The organism is Kitasatospora sp. NPDC054795 (assembly GCF_053611565.1).
Window position 1 is genome coordinate 15,759 of record NZ_JBSHAP010000009.1, and the last position, 13,685, is coordinate 29,443.

11 protein-coding genes are annotated in these 13,685 nt (G+C 74.6%); 7 read left to right on the forward strand and 4 right to left on the reverse strand.

Annotation, left to right across the window (positions count from 1 at the left end; genetic code table 11):
* The first annotated feature begins 85 nt into the window (after positions 1-85).
* From ACWGJO_RS05125 to ACWGJO_RS05145, 5 genes are all read left to right on the forward strand, one after another.
* Positions 86-646: a hypothetical protein gene (locus ACWGJO_RS05125; RefSeq protein ID WP_452182201.1), complete on the forward strand. Its 561-nt coding sequence runs from the start codon at positions 86-88 to the stop codon at positions 644-646.
* A gap of 526 nt (positions 647-1,172) precedes the next feature.
* Entirely contained in the window at positions 1,173-1,994 is an 822-nt protein-coding gene (locus ACWGJO_RS05130; protein WP_452182202.1) for an SDR family NAD(P)-dependent oxidoreductase, read from the forward strand.
* 666 nt (positions 1,995-2,660) lie between these two features.
* Complete coding sequence (locus ACWGJO_RS05135) at positions 2,661-4,028, forward strand: hypothetical protein (protein ID WP_452182203.1); 1,368 nt, start codon at positions 2,661-2,663, stop codon at positions 4,026-4,028.
* A 340-nt stretch (positions 4,029-4,368) separates the two neighbouring features.
* Positions 4,369-4,752, forward strand: a complete 384-nt coding sequence (locus ACWGJO_RS05140) for a CU044_2847 family protein (RefSeq protein WP_452182204.1) — start codon at positions 4,369-4,371, stop codon at positions 4,750-4,752.
* Between the two features lie 754 nt (positions 4,753-5,506).
* A complete protein-coding gene (locus tag ACWGJO_RS05145) occupies positions 5,507-6,124 on the forward strand; it encodes a hypothetical protein (RefSeq protein WP_452182205.1) in 618 nt (205 codons plus the stop codon).
* A gap of 41 nt (positions 6,125-6,165) precedes the next feature.
* Here ACWGJO_RS05145 and ACWGJO_RS05150 read toward each other — a convergent pair whose 3' ends face one another.
* From ACWGJO_RS05150 to ACWGJO_RS05160, 3 genes are all read right to left on the reverse strand, one after another.
* The gene (locus tag ACWGJO_RS05150; protein WP_452182206.1) at positions 6,166-6,465 is read right to left on the reverse strand and encodes a hypothetical protein; all 300 of its coding nucleotides are present in this window, start codon (positions 6,463-6,465) and stop codon (positions 6,166-6,168) included.
* Positions 6,466-6,559: 94 nt separating this feature from the next.
* The gene (locus tag ACWGJO_RS05155; RefSeq protein ID WP_452182207.1) at positions 6,560-7,972 is read right to left on the reverse strand and encodes a M1 family metallopeptidase; all 1,413 of its coding nucleotides are present in this window, start codon (positions 7,970-7,972) and stop codon (positions 6,560-6,562) included.
* A gap of 27 nt (positions 7,973-7,999) precedes the next feature.
* The gene (locus ACWGJO_RS05160) at positions 8,000-8,974 is read right to left on the reverse strand and encodes a M28 family peptidase (protein WP_452182208.1); all 975 of its coding nucleotides are present in this window, start codon (positions 8,972-8,974) and stop codon (positions 8,000-8,002) included.
* Positions 8,975-9,136: 162 nt separating this feature from the next.
* On the opposite strand from ACWGJO_RS05160, the gene ACWGJO_RS05165 reads away from it, so the two are divergent.
* Both ACWGJO_RS05165 and ACWGJO_RS05170 read left to right on the forward strand, forming a co-directional pair.
* The gene (locus tag ACWGJO_RS05165; protein WP_452182209.1) at positions 9,137-9,880 is read left to right on the forward strand and encodes a response regulator transcription factor; all 744 of its coding nucleotides are present in this window, start codon (positions 9,137-9,139) and stop codon (positions 9,878-9,880) included.
* The gene (locus tag ACWGJO_RS05170) at positions 9,870-11,906 is read left to right on the forward strand and encodes a sensor histidine kinase (RefSeq protein ID WP_452182210.1); all 2,037 of its coding nucleotides are present in this window, start codon (positions 9,870-9,872) and stop codon (positions 11,904-11,906) included. Before ACWGJO_RS05165 ends, ACWGJO_RS05170 begins: the two co-directional genes overlap by 11 nt.
* Positions 11,907-11,952: 46 nt before the next feature.
* Here ACWGJO_RS05170 and ACWGJO_RS05175 read toward each other — a convergent pair whose 3' ends face one another.
* Positions 11,953-13,632: a hypothetical protein gene (locus tag ACWGJO_RS05175; protein WP_452182212.1), complete on the reverse strand. Its 1,680-nt coding sequence runs from the start codon at positions 13,630-13,632 to the stop codon at positions 11,953-11,955.
* Positions 13,633-13,685: the final 53 nt, after the last annotated feature.

A 13,685-nucleotide genomic window follows, 5' to 3' on the forward strand; every position in this document is an offset into this window, starting at 1 on the left:
GCCCTGGCTCCCGTGCGCGGCGCCGAAGCCGCGGCCCAGGAAATTCGTTGATCGAACCCGAATTCAACAGGAGAAAATCCAGCTCATGAAACCCGTACTCGTCGGCGCCGCACTGACCGCCGTGGCACTCCTCGAAGCGGCCATTCCGGCCGGCGCGGCCTCCGCCGATCCCGAGGCCGACGCCACCTGCGTGCGCACCCTCCACGGCACCTTCGACACCCCCGTCGGCCCGGGCGGCGGCAACGCGCCCCAGGCCGACACCCTGCACATGACCGGCACCGTGAAGTGCGTCGACCCGGCAGGCCGGCCCGTTGCGGCCGGGATCGTCGAGCACACCCTCACCCTGCCGCGCACCGAATGCACCGGCGACGAGCACGGCGACACCTCGGCCACCCGCGTCACCTGGGCGGACGGTGCCGTCTCCACGTTCGGGTTCGACCGCGTCGACGTCGTCAAGGCCTACGGGACCGCCTCGCTGGTCGCCGCCGGCAGGGTCACCTCCGACAGCGCGCGCTTCGCCGGTGACACGCTGAGCGGCGCGGGCACCAGCATCAGTGCCGGGTGCGGCACCATGGCCGGCGCCCGCACCGTCGACTCGACGACGGTGATCCGCCTCTCCCACCGGCCGGGGCCGGCAACCGGCTGACGCGCCGGAAGCCGCCCCGGGGTCGTCGGCGTGAGGGACCGGCGCGCGCCCGCCGCCGGTCCGGCGGGCGCGTCAGCGGCACGTCAACAGCACGTCAACGGTGCGTCAGCAGGGGGTCGGTGGGCGTCAGGGGTTCGTCAGGGGTTCGTCAGGGAGGGTGAACGCGCTTGCCCCGGGCCTGCGGGCGGGCTTTGATGGAGCACATGCACCGCTCGACACGCCACCACGACCGCCCGCCGCATAGTCGGCCGCGTATCGTCGCTGTCGCGGTCGCCACCGCCGTCCGGTAGGGCCGAGCCGCTTCCCGCTCTCCGCCGGCCGCGGGGCACAGGTTCCGGTGTCGTCCACCGGTTCCGTGCCGGTCACCGCCGCCCGTCCCTCGGCCCCGACCGGCTCCGAGGGGCGGGGGACGGGCGGCGTCCTCTCATCGCACCACACCTTTCCCGCACCGGCGGCCCCGGGAGCGAGCGGCCTCGTGCCGCGCAACTCCCGCACCCCGCCGGTGCCTTCCACCCTTGGATGGGTCATGTCCGACACTGTGCTGTCCGCCCGCACCGCCCTCGTCACCGGTGCCTCCTCCGGGATCGGTTGGGAGACCGCCCGGCTGCTCGCCGGGCACGGTGCGACCGTGCTCGTGCACGCCCGGACCGCGGCCGAGGCGGCGGACGCCGTGGATCGGCTGGTCGCCGCGGGTGCCCGGCGGGACCAACTCGTCGAGCTGGCAGCCGACTTCACCCACCTCGCGGAGGTCGCGGTGCTGGCCGGCACGGTCGTCGAGCGCTACCCCGCGCTGGACCTGCTGGTGAACAACGCCGCGGCGATGGCGCCCGAGCGCTGCACCCTGACCGGCGACGGCAACGAGGTCTCGCTCCAGGTCAACTTCCTGGCCGCGCACCTGCTGGCGAGGCTGCTGCGCGCCCCGCTCTCGGCGGCCGGCGACGCCCGGATCGTCAACGTCTCCTCCTCGCTGCACCGCACCGCCTCGATGAACTGGTCGGACCCGCACCGGACGAAGAGGTACTCGCGGGTCGCCGCGTACGCGCAGTCGCAGTTGGCGCTCACCATGGCGACCGCCGGGATGGCCCCGGCCGGCTCCGGCATCACCGCCGTCAGCCTCGACCCGGGCCAGTGCGCCACCGCGCTGCTGCCGCTGTACGGGCGCACCGGCGCGCCGGCGGCGGAGGGGGCGGCGGCCGTGGTGCGGCTCTGCCTGCCGGAGACGGTCGTGGCCAACGGCGCCTACTTCGACGGCGATGCCATCGCGCCCGTGGCGCAGGTCGCCCAGGAGGAACGCTCGCTGAAGCGACTGGCCAAGCTCGCCGACCAGCTGGTCGGCCGGGCCGCCTGAACCGCCCGCAACCCGCGGACCGGGAGAAGGAGCGCGATGTCCGGGTGCGCCCGCGAGAAGAGGGCCCGGCGGAGGAAGAGGGTCAACCACGGCCGGAAGCCCGGGCGTTGACCCGATGGGCCCGCCCGGTGCCGCGCGCCACCGGCACCGGGTGCGCCCCTTGAGGCCCTCGGGGCCCGCCGTCCGGCTCTACGGACGAAGGGCCCCGGGGCTCGGCGCTCCCGGAAGACGCTCGGCGTACGGGCCTGCGACAGGCCCGGCGAACAGCAGCGGACGATCACCGGCCGAGGCACCGCCAATGCTTCGTCAAGATCGCGGCCGGCGGCGTCAAGGAGGCGTCAGAGCGGGCGGACGGGTGTTCGGCCGCGCTTAGCGTGAGCTGCGAGGAAACGGTTCTCCAGCCGGGCACGCGTCCCGGCGGCGGACCGTTGGCCGAACCCCGACCCCCGGCGGGTTCCTCCGGGGAAGGTTCGGCGGCCGGTGAAAAACAGGGGGAGGGGGCGCGCGGCGATGCCAACGGGAACGTCGGGCGGTACGGCGGTCGTGGGGAAAACGGTCGCGCCGGAGACGGCGCGACAGGAGACAGCCGAACCACCCCCCGGGCCGCGCGCCCCCCGTCACTGGCGCCCCGGGCGCCGCCGGGCCCGGTGGACCACCCCGCGCCTGGTGCGCGGGCTCACAGGCGTCTGCCTCGCGGCGCTGCTCGCCGCCGGAGCGGTCGGCGGCGCCGTCCTGGGCGGGGCCCGGGACGGCACGGACGTCATCGGTCACCGGGCGGCTCCGCAGGTGGTGCGCTCGGCGGACCTGTACTTCGCGCTCAACGACATGGACGCCCAGGCCGCCAACCTGCTGCTGTTCGGCGCCGATCCGGACTACGCGGCGCCGCGCAGGGCGACCCTGGACACCTTCGAACAGCGGCGCACCCAGGCCGACACCGACCTGCAACAGGTCGCGGAGGCGGCGGCGGGCGACCGGGCCGGGCAGCGGGCCGTGCAGACCGTCATCGGTGAACTCGGGAGCTACGAGGCCCTGACGGCCCAGGCCCAGCTGCTGGAGGACCAGGCCCGGGCCCCGGCCGGCCGCCCGTCGGCCGATGCCCTCGCGGTCTACCGGCAGGCCACCGACCTGCTGCGCCAGCGCCTGCTGCCGGCCGTCGACGACGTCACCAAGGCCAACGCGGCCGTCGTGGAACGCAACTACACCGACCGGCGTGACGCCCTGTCCGGTGGCCGGTGGTGGATCCTGCTCACCGGTCTGGTCGTACTGGCCGCGCTCGGGCTGCTGCAGCGGGTGCTCGCCGTGCGCTTCCGGCGGCTGGTGAACGTGCCGCTGGCCGTCACGAGCCTGCTCGCCCTGGTGGGGCTGGCCGCCGCGCTGACACTGACCTCCCGGGCCGACCACCGGCTGGTGATCGCCAAGAGCAACTCCTTCGACTCGGTGATCGCCCTCAGCCGGGCGCGCGCGGTGGCGTACGACCTGAATGCCGACGAGAGCCGCTACCTGACCGACCCCGCCCGGGCGGCCGCCTACGAGCAGAGCTTCCTCGACAAGACCCAGTCCTTCGCCCGGGTCGACGGTGCCGGCCTCGCCGCGTACAACGACCGGCTCGCCGTACTGGCGGACCGGCACCGGGCCGACCACGGGCAGGTGGGGTTCGGCGGGTACCTCGGCGACGAACTGCGCAACATCACCTTCCCCGGGGAGCAGGACGCGGCGGAACGGGTCCTGGCCGCGTTCCAGCAGTACCAGCGCGACGACCGGAGGATCCGCGAGCTGAACGCCCAGGGGAGGCTCAAGGAGGCCGTCACCTACAACACCGGCCTCACCCCCGGCCAGTCCAACGCCGACTTCGGAACGCTCGCTGCGGCCCTGGACGACAACCAGGCCATCAACCAGCGCGCCTTCGACGCGGCCGTCGCCGCCACCGACGGCGACCTCGACGCCGCCACCGCGGGTACGGGCGCGGCGGTGCTGGCGGCGGCACTCGCCCTGACCGTGCTGGGGGTGCGGCCGCGCCTGCGCGAGTTCGTCTGAGCGAGGCGTGCCGAGCTGCGCTCCGTGACCCGGCCGGCCTGCGCGACACCGGCGGACTCCCTCGCCCGGGCGGCCTCCGGGGGCGACGTTCCGGGCTGACGGCCGCCCGGGCCCGCCCGTCGCCGAGATCCACAAGTCTAAGTACTCATATACGAGTTGTCGCCAGTTCTGTCCGTTCCCGAGGCACTCCGCGGTGCGGGCTTGTACGGTGATTCCCCCTGCCCGGCAGGCGGGTTCCCACGGGTTCGCGCCGGCCGCGTCGGCGGGAGCGGTACGGGGACAGGGACGGGGACAGGGACACCACGCACGCATGGGGCCGGTGGGGCTCCGAGGGGGAGAGATGGCGTACCTCGTTGAACTGCCGGTCGGCCCGGGGGGCGGTATCCCGGACATCGTGAGGATCGAGATCGAGCAGGCCTCGGAGGGCCTGGTGCAGGTGGCCCGGCCCGGCCAGGTGGTGGCCCGCGCCACACGGTCGCTGGGCGAGATGCTGGCCGGGGTGAGGCCGGTGGCGCAGGACTTCGTCGACGGCTTCCGCGGCATGGCCCACGCACCGGACGAGATCGGCATCGAGTTCGGGCTGTCGCTGTCCGCGGAGGCGGACGTGGTGATCTCCAGTACCTCGGCGCAGGCGAACTTCAAGGTCTCGCTAACCTGGAAACGGACACCGGCCGACGGGACGGACCAGGCGGTCGAACCGGCGGCGGAGGAGCCCGCGCCGTGACGGCGCCGGTCCCCGGGGCAGTGGAGGGCGTCGGGTCGAACGCGCTGGACGCCGCGGTGCTGCGGATCCACGACGCGCTGAGCAGGCCGGTCGGCGCGGGCTTCCTGGTCGCACCCGACCTGGCCGTCACCTGTGCGCACGTGGTCTCGGCGGCGCTCGCCGGGCAGGGCGTCGAGCCGGGCGTCGGGTCCTGGGTGTTCGTGGACCTGCCCCTGCTGCCGGTGCCGTCCGGGGCGGGCCGGCCGGCCGTGGCGGGGGCGATGGCGGTCGTCGAGCACTGGGTGCCGCGGACCTCGGAGCGCGGTGGGGACGTCGCGGTGCTGCGGCTGGCCGCCCCGCTGGCCGGTGCCCGCCCGGTCCGGCCCGTCGAGACCAGGGCCGAGCAACGTCTGGGACCACCCCGTGCGGGTGTTCGGCTTCCCGGTGGGCCGTTCGGACGGGGTCTGGCACGCGGGCGTGTTGCGGGGCCGACAGGGCGGGGGCCTGCTCCAGGTCGACCTCGCCTCCAGGGGCTACCGGGTCTCCGGGGGGTTCAGCGGGAGCCCGGTGTGGGACGACCGCCTCGGCGGGGTGGTCGGCATGGTGACGATCGCCGAGGCGACCGATCCCCCGGTGAGCTGCCTGACCCCCACCGACGGACTGACGGCGGCCTGGCCCGGGCTGCGGGCCGTCGCGATGCCGCGGTCGCCGTTCCGCAGCCTGACCTCCCCCGGAGGGCTCCTCCGATTCCGGCGGCTCCGCCGACTCGCCGAACATGGGTTCCGCGCTCTCCCGCGACACCCCGGCCGGTACGGTCATGGCCGTCACGAGCACACCGGACACCACCTGCAAGTGCTCGGCCCTGGAACTGTTCCACTTCACCGCCGGCGGCGAGCCGACGTCGAGGGTCACCGTGCCCGGTGCCTTCAACGACGTCCTGGGCCTGAGCGGTGACGGCCGGCTGCTCGCCGCCGGCGCCAACAACGGAAGCGCCGTCTCCCTCTGGGACATCGGCGATCCGGGGCATCCCCGTCCCGAGGCGACCATTCAGACGGTGCAGGGTGTCAAGGGCGTCGAATTCGCCCAGAACGGCGCGCTCATGGCCATCTGGAACGGCAGCACCCTGGAACTCTGGGACGTCCGCAACCCCACCACCCCCGTTCTCGTGGCCTCCGTCGCCAATCCGAGCGGCGACACGATCCGCGCGGTCGCGCTCGTGGCGACCGGGCCCACCCTCCTCGTCGCCTCCAACAGGACCGTCTCGCTGCTCGACACGGATCCCGCCAGGCTCGCCGACCGCCTGTGCTCCTACAGCAGAGGCTCCGTCAGCCCCGCCCAATGGCGCCTGTACGCGCCCGACATCGCCTACCGGAACCCGTGCCCGAGCCGCTGACAGGGCTGCGGCCGTCCTCGGCCGCAGCTGCGGACAACCCCTCAGGCTCCGTGCTCCCGGGCGGACGCGATGGCCGCCCGCACCGTTTCCAGCAGCGCCTCCAGGCCCTGGGCCCGCTGCCATTCCTCGGCGGAGAGGTGCCAGGTGTGCTGCGTCGCCGGCGCCTCGGGCGGACCGGCGACGACCTCGACGGTCCGCCTCCCCTTCCGGTCGGGGCCCGTGACCCGCAGGTCCGTGTTCCGGATGTGGAAGCGCTTCGGAGAGCTCCCGAAGACCTCCAGGATCCGGCCGTCGAACGTGTAGAACTCTCTGCCTGCCCTGGCCGTGATCTCGTCGGTCATGGGGCGACGCTACAGGTGGGACCCGCGGCTGTCAGGCCCCCGTCCGGCGGCAGGTCCGTGACCGCTCCCGCCGCCGGACGGGCCCCTCGGCGGGCTACCGGTTGCCCAGGGGGCCCGGGTAGAGGTACTCCTCGGCGGGGAGCGTGGTCCCGTGGGCCCAGGCGTCGAAGAAGCCCTTGAGGTCCTTGCCCGACACCCGCGCGGCCAGTGCCTCGAACTGCGGGAACGAGGCGTTGCCGTAGGCGTGGTCGGCGGTCCAGCGGCGCAGGGTGGCGAAGAACGCGTCGTCGCCGACGGTGCGCCGCAGGGCGTGCAGCATCAGGGAGCCCTTGAAGTACAGGGCGGGGGCGAGCTCCTTGCCCTTCCCGGGGTCGTACAGCTTCGTGGACCAGAACGAGGGGTTGTCCTTGTTCGCGGCGACCACGTGGGGGTAGAAGCCGGTGTCCAGGTCGGCGCCGTTGTGCTCCTCCCACAGCTGATTGGCGTACTGGGCGAAGCACTCGGCGATGCAGCCGTCGCGCCAGTCGGTGAACGAGACGCTGTTGCCGAACCACTGGTGGGCGCTCTCGTGGACCACCCCCTCGTCGTAGAGGGCCCCGATGTACGTCGGCCGGCTCTGGGTCTCCAGAGCCGCCGCACCGCGTCCGGGATTCTCGGACTCGCCGACCACGATCGCACCCGCCGAGGAGAACGGGTACGGGCCGAACTTCGAGGCCAGGAAGGCCAGGACGTCCGGTTGCGCGGCCTCCGTGGCTGCGTCGACCGGGACGTCCGGGCTGTACGCCGTGATGACGGGCTTGCCGTCGGGCAGCTGCGCCCGGTGGACGGTGAACCGGTCGACGGCGACCGTGGCGAGGTACGTCGCCATCGGCCGGTCCTCGCGCCAGCGGAACGTCGTCGTGCCGTTGGCGGTGGTGGTCGGCCCCGGCAGGCCGTTGCCGATGGCGGTCCAGCCGTCGGGGACGGTCGCCGTGAGGGCGAAGGTGGCCTTGTCGGACGGGTGGTCGTTCGACGGGTACCACGAGGTCGCGGAGTGCGGTTCGCCCGACACGTTCGCGCCGCCGTTCCTCAGGGTGTGCCAGCCCTCGGCGTCGGGCGTGCCGGCGTACGTCACCCGGACGGCGAACGTGGCGCCCCGGGCGACCCGTTGGGCCGGGACGACGACCAGCTTGTGCTCGCCGGAACGCGAGAAGGACCGCGCCGGCGTGCCGTTCACGGTGACCGAGGCGACCGTGAAGCCCTTCAGGTCCAGGCTGAAGCGGTCCAGCGCCCGGACGGCCCGGGCGGTGACGGTCGTGTCGCCGTCCAGGTGGTCCGTGCGCGCCGGGTCGTAGGCGATCCGGACGTCGTAGTGCCCCACGTCGTAGCCGGAGTCGCCGTCGTCGGGGAAGTACGGGTCCCCGAGGCCGGCCGCCGAGGCGGGCAGGGCCGTCAGGGCGACGCCGAGGGCGGTCGCGGTCGCCAGCACTGCGGCGGTCCGGCGGCGGGTGGTCGGTGTTCCGGGCATCCGTGTCTCCTGCGGGGTGTCGGGTGGTCAGGGCCGGGCGGTGGCGGGGGTGGTGGCGGCGAGCTGCCACACCACGCCGATCAGGGCGTTGGTGCTGGTGGTCTGCGTCGCCGGGTCGATGTTGGCGAGGTTGTCGCAGGCATCGTGGATGCAGTCGGAGATGCCGGTGCTGAAGCCGGAGGACGGGATGCCGGCCTTGCCGAACGACTCGTTGTCCGACCCGCCCACGCCGATGTCGAAGGTGGCGAGCCCCCGGGCGGCGAACCACGACTCGAAGACCTGCCCGGCCGCGCTGTCGGCCTGCTGACCGTCCTTCACCACGAACCACTGCTGGGTGTTCCGGCTGCCGGTCTGGTCGAAGTTGAGGTACAGGTCGACCGCCTTGCGGTCGGCGTCGGACAGGCCGCGGACGTAGTCGGCGGAACCGACCAGCCCGACCTCCTCGGCCCCCCACCAGGCGAACCGCAGGTGCCGGGCGGGCTTCAACCGGGCCTTGGCCACCTGGAGGGCGGTGGTCAGCACCGTGGCCGACCCGGACCCGTTGTCGTTGATCCCCGGGCCCTGCTTGACGCTGTCCAGGTGGGCGCCGGAGAGCAGCACGTGGTTCGGGTCGCCGCCGGGCCAGTCGGCGATCAGGTTGTAGCCGGTCGCGCCGTCGTGCGAGAAGCGGCGCACTTCGGTGCGGAAGCCGGCCCGGTCCAGCGCGTGGCGCACGTACGCCAGCGACTCCGCGTACCCGCGGGTGCCGTGCGCGCGGTTGCCGCCATTGCGATCGGCGATCTGCTGCAGGGCCCGCAGGTGCGGCATCACGTCCTCCTCCGCGACGGTCGGCGCGGTGGCGGGCGCGGTGGCGGGCCCGGAGGGGACCGCGCTGGCCGCCGTGGCGGCGGAGGGGGCCGCGGACAGGACCAGGGCCACGCCGAGGACACCGGCGGCGAGGGACAACGGACGGGAGGACGGCTTCGGGGAGGGCTTCAGGGACGGCTTCGGGGACGGCTTCACGAGGGGCCTCTCGGGAGGGGACCGGGGCACTCGGCCCCGGCGGACCCCGCCACACTCTCCGCCCGGTGTCAGGAAGTTGTCAGGAAGCAGTCGGAAAGCGGTGGTGACGTGGGCGGACACGGTCGGGGAACGGCGATCGGACGGCGCTCTACGATCATCCGTATGTGCGCACATGTGGTGGTTGCCGAGGATGATCCCAAACAGGCCGACCTCATCCGCTTGTACCTGGAACGCGAAGGCCACCGCGTCGACGTCGTCCACGACGGCCGGGCCGCGCTGGAGCGGGCCCGCCTCGGATCGGTGCAACTCCTCGTCCTCGACGTGATGATGCCCGTCCTGGACGGCCTGGACGTGTGCCGCACCCTGCGCGCCGAGTCCCCCCTGCCGGTGCTGATGCTGACCGCCCGCACAGCCGAGGAGGACCTCCTGCTCGGACTCGACCTCGGCGCCGACGACTACCTCACCAAGCCCTACAGCCCCCGCGAACTGGTCGCCCGGGTCCGCGCCCTGCTGCGCCGCGGCTCCCGGCCGGCCCCGACCCCGGACGCCCACGGCGGCCGGGACGCCCAGGACGCGTCCGGGCCGCGGGCCGTCCTGCGGGTCGGACCGCTCACCGTCGACCCGCTGCGCCACGAGGTCACCGCCCACGGCCGTCGGATCGGCTGCACACCCGCCGAGTTCCGGCTGCTGGAAGTGCTGGCCGGCCAGCCGGGCCGGGTCTTCACCCGCGCCCAGCTGCTGGAACACCTGCACGGCATCGACCGCTACATCACCACCCGTACCGTCGACACCCACGTGATGAACCTGCGCCGCAAGATCGAACCGGACGCGCGCCGCCCCGTCGCCCTCCTGACGGTGTACGGCATCGGCTACAAGCTCGCGGAGGAGCCGCCCGGTGCGTCCTGACACCCCGCTGCGCCGCAGCCTGACGGTCCGGCTGCTCGCGCTCTCCGCCCTGGTCTCCCTGTGCTCCATCGCCGCGACCGCCTGGCTGGCCGCCCGCACGACCACCGGCGCGATCGAGCGGGAGCAGACCCGGGTCCTCGTGGACCACACCCGGATCTACGACGAACTGCTCGGCTACGCCGCGACCCACGCCGACTGGAGCGGGGCGCAGGAGACCGTTCGGCGGCTCGCGGATGCCACCGGGCGCCGCATCGTCCTGGCGACGCCGCGCTTCGAACCGGTCGTGGACTCGGCGACCGGGGCGGGTGCCGGTGCCGCCCCCGTTCCCGTGAACGGGCCCGAGACCGGTCCCGCGTCGACGGCCGGTGAGCGGACGGCCCTGCCCCGTACGCCCACCACCACCGTGGACCCGCTCGCCGTCGACATCGCCATGCTGCCCGGCGCGCCGAGCGACCGGATCGACGCCCGTGCGGTGGGACCGTTCCGGCCGACCGCCGCCGAGCAGGCGACCCTGCGGGCCGCCCTGCTGCGGCAGGCGGACTGCCTGCGGTCGGCGCTCGGCATCGAGGCGACCGTCACCGACGACCTCGCCGGGCGGCCGCGGCTGCGGACCACCGACGACCGCGCCGACGGTGTGCGCTGCGCGTCCCCCGTGGTGATGGCGGCCCCGACCGACACCGAGCGCGCCGCGCTCACCGACCTCACCGCGCTGGTCAACGCCTGCCTGGCCCGCCGGCAGGCCGGTCCCGTCACCCTGTCGCTGGGGCCGGACGGGATCCCGGCAGGGCCGGCACCGCAGGACCGGGCGATGTCCGCCTGCCTGACCAACGCCCGCCGGCAGCAGCTCGTCCAGTACGTGGCGCCGCCCGTGCTGCTGTTCGTCGACACCCCGGTGACCGCCCCGAAGGGCACCGGCGCCGGAGCCGGGAGCGAGGCCCCCACGGCGGTCTCCGCGTCGATCCCCGCCCACCCCGGACGGGTCGCCGAGGTCGCGGCCCTGGTGCTGTCGGTGACCGTGGCGGTCACGGTGACGGTCGGCCTGCGGCTCTCCCGGCCGCTGCACGCCCTCACCCACGCCGCCCGGCGGATGGCCGACGGGGACCTCTCGGCCCGGGTCGACGTGACCGGCCGCGACGAGATCGCCGGACTCGCCGCCGCCTTCAACGCGATGGCGGAACGGCGCGGGCAACTGGAGGACCTGCGCAAGGCGATGGTGGGCGACATCGCGCACGAGCTGCGCACCCCGCTGAGCAACATCCGCGGCTGGCTGGAGGCCGTCGAGGACGGCGTCGCCACCGCCGACCGGGCGCTGACGGGCTCGCTGCTCGAAGAGGCCCTGTTGCTCCAGCACCTCATCGACGACCTGAAGGACCTGGCCGCCGCCGACGCGGGCGAACTGGCCCTGTACCGCGAACCCGTGGACGTCGAGGACCTGTTGGCCCAGGTCGCCACCGCGCACGGAGCCCGGGCCCGGGCGTCCGGAGTGGCCCTGGCGCTGGCCGTCGAGCCCTCCCGGGACGCGTCGTCCGGGAGCGCGCCCGACGGGCACATGTCGTCCGGGAGCGCGCCGGACGGCTCGGCGGCCGGAGCCGAGCTGTTCGCCGACCCGGTGCGTCTGCGCCAGGCCGTCGGCAACCTGGTCGCCAACGCGGTCCGGCACACCCCGGCGGGCGGCACGGTCACCCTGCGGGCCCGCACCGACGCCGGCGCCGTCCTCATCGAGGTCGCCGACACCGGCAGCGGCATCGCCGAGGCGGACCTGCCGCTGGTGTTCGAGCGCTTCTGGCGGGCGGAGAAGTCCCGCAGCCGTCGGACCGGCGGCAGCGGTCTCGGCCTCGCCATCGTCCGCAAGCTCGCCGAGGTCCACGACGGCAGCGTCCGGGTGGCCAGTACCCCGGGCAGGGGCTCGGTGTTCACCGTGCGCCTGCCGCTGGCCCCGACAGCGGCGTCGGGGCCGGTGGGCCGGGGCCGGAAGGAACCGGGGGCGACGGCCTCGCCGCGCCCGGGGGTGCCGAGCCGCTCGTAGGCGCCCCGGCCGCCGCCCGCCGCCCCAGCGCCGAGCGCCCGAGAGGTCAGACGACGGTGAGCAGCGTGCCCTCGTACGCGAGCCACTGGGCGAAGGCGTGCAGTCCCTTCGGGTGTCCGGTCGCCGGTGTCCAGCCGGGTGGGCGGGGGCCGTCCGGGAACGCCGGCCGGGCGGCGGGGAGTCCGGGCGCCGGCGGATCGGTCCGGACCGGCACCGGGCGGACGGCGGCGTGCACGGCGTGCGCCAACTCGCCGAGCGTGGCGGGCTTTTCGCCCGCGACGGTCAGGGCGCGGGCGGTGGGCCGGGTGCGCAGCACGGCCAGCACGGCGTCGGCCAGGTCGTCCGTGTAGACGGGGTGCACCTCGGTGTCGTGGCCCTCCTGGACGACCACCGGCCGGCTGCGCAGGGCGTCCCACACCATGCGGCCGATGAGGGTGTCCCGGGAGCAGCCGGGGCCGTACACCTCGTCCACGGCCAGGGTGTACGGCCGGGGGTCGTCGGGCAGGTGGATCCTCAGTTCCCGGGCCGGGGCTCCCGCGCGCAGGCCGGTCAGGTCGAGGACGGCGTCGGGCGCCGCGTCGCCGGTGAGGTCGGCCAGTCTGCGTGCGAGGTGCTCGCCGAGCGGTGTGGCGCCGCCGCGCAGGGTGAGGCCGGCGGGCCGCCGGGGCCGGCGGGGGGCCGGGCGGTGGGCGGCCTCGTGTCCGGCGGCCAGTGCGCGTCGTGCCACGGCGGCCAGGGCCTCGCGGCGTTCGGCGAGGTGTTCCTCGGTGCTGGTGTTGCTGATGCCGCCGGGCCCGATCGTCGCGATCGCCTCGGCGTACACCTCGGCCCGTACCGCGGGCGCGGAGCCGTCGGCGTCCAGGCCGAGGCGGGCGGCCTCGTGGCCCATGGCGAGGGCCGTGAGCCAGGTCCCGCGGACGTCCGGCGCGTCCGGCTCCGGCCCGGGCGGCGCGAACAGCGTGCGGGGCAGGCCGAGGCCGTGCAGGTACTGTTCGCAGTCCAGGTGCAGCCAGCGTTCGGGGCCCGGCCCGGTGACCCGTACCGCGCAGCGGGCGACGCCGTACTTGAGGAACGGCAGGACCGTCAGGCCGGTCAGCCGGTCCCCCTCGTCGCCGGGCCGGTCGCCGGGCAGGAAGCAGGCCGAACGGCGCGGCCCCCGGAAGGCGTTGCCCGAGATCGAGCCGCGGTCCTGGTGCTCGGCGAGGTTGGGGACGGAGACGTAGCGGGGGACGCCGGCGTCCCGGAGGTAGCGGTGCATCAGGATGTCGTCGGGCCAGCCGCCGAGGCGCTCGCGGCCGTAGCGGACGAAGCCCTCGGCGACGGCCCGGGGGAGCACGATCGCGACGCACGGGAAGTACTCGTTGACCGCGCCGACCCAGCGGGCGCCGGCCATGGCGCCGAAGCGGGCGGCGGCCCCGTTGCGGGAGTCCCACAGGGCGAACAGGGCCAGTGCCGCGTCCGGCATCGCGTCGACGGCGAGGCGGACCCGTTCGAAGAACGTTTCGGACAACAGCATGTCGTCCTGGACGACCAGTTGGTGGGTTGCGCCGTCCTCGACGGCCTCCCAGGCGGCGAGCGCCGTGCGCAGCACCGAGGGGGTGCCGGTGGGGTCCGGGTCCATGACGACGCGCAGCGCGCCCGGGGGTGCCGCCAGGGCCATCCGCTCGGCGGCCCGCCGGCGCTTGGGGTGGGTCATGACCACCCCGCTGAGCTGATGGCGTGTCATCTCATTTCCCTGTCTCTGGTGGGGCGTAAGGGACTTGGTGGACCCAGTGGAGC